Source organism: Mesonia profundi (assembly GCF_031085155.1).
Classification (GTDB): domain Bacteria; phylum Bacteroidota; class Bacteroidia; order Flavobacteriales; family Flavobacteriaceae; genus Mesonia; species Mesonia profundi.
In genome coordinates this window covers 1-2,207 of record NZ_JAVHUL010000076.1, presented here as the reverse complement: position 1 = coordinate 2,207, position 2,207 = coordinate 1, and the positions used below count along the sequence as shown (strand labels likewise).

Sequence of the window (2,207 nt, the reverse complement as noted above, 5' to 3'; positions counted from 1 at the left end):
TAAAAATAATAGCCCTCTTAAAATGGCGCTATTAGAATAATATTTTTTAGAATTACGGGGTTGTGCAACGGTTACCAATGTTATGTGTAGCTATTATTTTCCGCTCTGTTGTTATTCAAAATTTACCATCCAGTTGATGCCAAATTTGTCGGTAAACATTCCGAAATATGCACCCCAAAAAGTACCTCCCATTGGCATCGTTACTTGTCCATCAGCCGATAGTCCTTTGAATAATTTGTCAGCTTCTTCTTTGCTTTCTGGCTTGATCGAAACTGAAAAATTATTTCCTTGTACAAATGTTGGTGCCCAATCTCCACCGGTGTCACTTCCCATCAAAATAGTATTTCCAATTGGCAAACCAATGTGCATAATTTTATTTTTGTCCATTTCAGGAACTGTGTAGCCGTCTCCTTCGGGCATTTCCCCAAACCTTCCGATGAAGGTGAATTCTCCTCCAAATACTGATTTGTAAAAGTTAAATGCGTGTTCGCAATTTCCGTTAAAATTCAAATAAGTGTTTATAGTAGCCACCTTCGTTTGTTTTATTGTTATTTAATTTTCTGATATTTTTTTTAATTCTTGTAATGCCAAGGGAAATGTTTTGTTCATATGGTCAACGTATGGCTCCGCAGTTTCAACTTTTACAGTAAGTTCAGTTTCGTTTCCTAATGACTTTAACTCATAGCTTTCCAATGCATTTGTCCACCCTTGGATAGGTTGTTCTTCAAAGTTTTGTAGTTCTCCCAAATGTTTAAAAACCAACAACTCGTTTTCGATAATTTTGTCTAAAATACTGTACATTCCATCCCCGTTTGGCGTGAGTAAATGTATTTTGTTGCCTTGTTTAAAGTTATCGGTTTTATAATAGCTTCCAACGCAAAAAACGGAAGTCCATTTGGTGTAATTCTCCAGTTCCCAAAGGTATTGCCATACTTTTTCTATGGAAGCTTTTATTCTGATTTTGAATGTTAGATTTTGCATTTTATCTCTTTTTTGTACGTATAAAAATCATTGCAATTGCTGTTGTTACAATTCCCATTATTAATGCTCCGATTGCTCCTTGTATCGCATAATTTTTATAGTTGAAATTTGCTTGTGCTTCTTCCGTTGTTTTATAATAACCGATTTCTACGGAACGTTTTATTACATTCGGGAAATATTCGGGCGTAATAACATAAGAAGTAATCCATTGGGTTAACGGACTGATCAAAGCAATAATTATTGACAATATAATTCCTGAAATTAATCCTTGTTTGTAAGTTATTTGTCCATTGTAAAAATTTTTCTTTTTGTCTTTCAATGCCATAACCATTATGATAATTGCAGGGATTGCAAACAAGTTAGTTAAGTAAAGATGATAATCAATGTATGTGCTATGCAGTCCGCACAATTTTTCCAACACCATCCAAAGCAATCCCATTATCGAGAAGATGACTGCCCATTTGATTTCTATTTTTATATTTTTCATTGTTTTTATTTCAGCGTTTTTCTACAGGTCTTGTAGCATTGATTGTGTTTCCTTTTTCCGTCTTTCTTAAATGTATTTCGATTGAAGAAAGTCAATAGTTGATTTCATTAATTTTATAAGTATTTCCTGATTGATGTCGGTAAGTTTTTTGACATAAATACAGCCTTTTCCCATTTTGAATTTCCCCAATTCTTTTAGTAGCTCGTCTTGACCAGAACATCCCGAGTAAACATACAATGAAATAGCTGCTTTGCGAGGCGAGAAACCTACTAGTGGCCAATCTCCTTCTTGTCGACTTTTTTCAGATTTGTAATGGTATTGTCCAAATCCGATAATGCTTGGACCCCACATTTTAGGTTCGTATCCCGTAAAGTCTTGCATTATTTTCAATAATTCAAAACCTTCTTTTCGCTTCTGTTCTGTATTGGCAAATGTGTTGATAAAATCTTCCACATTTGCGTTAGTTTGTTTTGTTTTTATTTCTGCCATAAAAGTTCAATTGGTGTCGCGCATTTTTTTAAGTTACACATAACGTGTTTGTGTATGGAAAGTTGCGTGTTTGTGGGCGAGGATTTTCCGAAGGAAAATCGGAAGCCAGCAAACAAGCAACCAACTTTGTGTTAGCTAAAACTAGCAATTTTTTATACACGGTGTTGTAGCACGTTGTGTGTCCTGTGTTGCTTCGGGATACAATTTAGTGATAAATGTAGGAACAACAAAACTGTAATTGAGATGAGAG

Annotated in this window: 4 protein-coding genes; all 4 read right to left on the bottom strand. The window is 34.8% G+C overall.

What is annotated here, in order from left to right:
- Positions 1-111: 111 nt before the first annotated feature.
- The 4 genes from RBU60_RS14145 to RBU60_RS14130 all read right to left on the bottom strand — a co-directional run bounded on the left by RBU60_RS14145 (position 112) and on the right by RBU60_RS14130 (position 1,957).
- Positions 112-531: a VOC family protein gene (locus RBU60_RS14145; RefSeq protein WP_308865718.1), complete on the bottom strand. Its 420-nt coding sequence runs from the start codon at positions 529-531 to the stop codon at positions 112-114.
- A gap of 21 nt (positions 532-552) precedes the next feature.
- On the bottom strand, positions 553-981 hold the full coding sequence (locus RBU60_RS14140; RefSeq protein WP_308865717.1) for an SRPBCC family protein: 429 nt from the start codon (positions 979-981) through the stop codon (positions 553-555).
- 1 nt (position 982) lies between these two features.
- Positions 983-1,468 carry a DUF4199 domain-containing protein gene (locus tag RBU60_RS14135; protein ID WP_308865716.1) on the bottom strand — a complete coding sequence of 162 codons (486 nt, stop codon included), beginning with the start codon at positions 1,466-1,468 and terminating at the stop codon, positions 983-985.
- Positions 1,469-1,534: 66 nt separating this feature from the next.
- Complete coding sequence (locus RBU60_RS14130; protein WP_308865715.1) at positions 1,535-1,957, bottom strand: DUF1801 domain-containing protein; 423 nt, start codon at positions 1,955-1,957, stop codon at positions 1,535-1,537.
- Between the last annotated feature and the right edge of the window lie 250 nt (positions 1,958-2,207).

What these genes read in the sequence shown, in the direction of transcription:
- RBU60_RS14140 (WP_308865717.1), bottom strand. Translation starts at nt 981, where the DNA reads ATGCAAAATCTAACATTCAAAATCAGAATAAAAGCTTCCATAGAAAAA.
- RBU60_RS14135 (WP_308865716.1), bottom strand. Translation starts at nt 1,468, where the DNA reads ATGAAAAATATAAAAATAGAAATCAAATGGGCAGTCATCTTCTCGATA.
- RBU60_RS14130 (WP_308865715.1), bottom strand. Translation starts at nt 1,957, where the DNA reads ATGGCAGAAATAAAAACAAAACAAACTAACGCAAATGTGGAAGATTTT.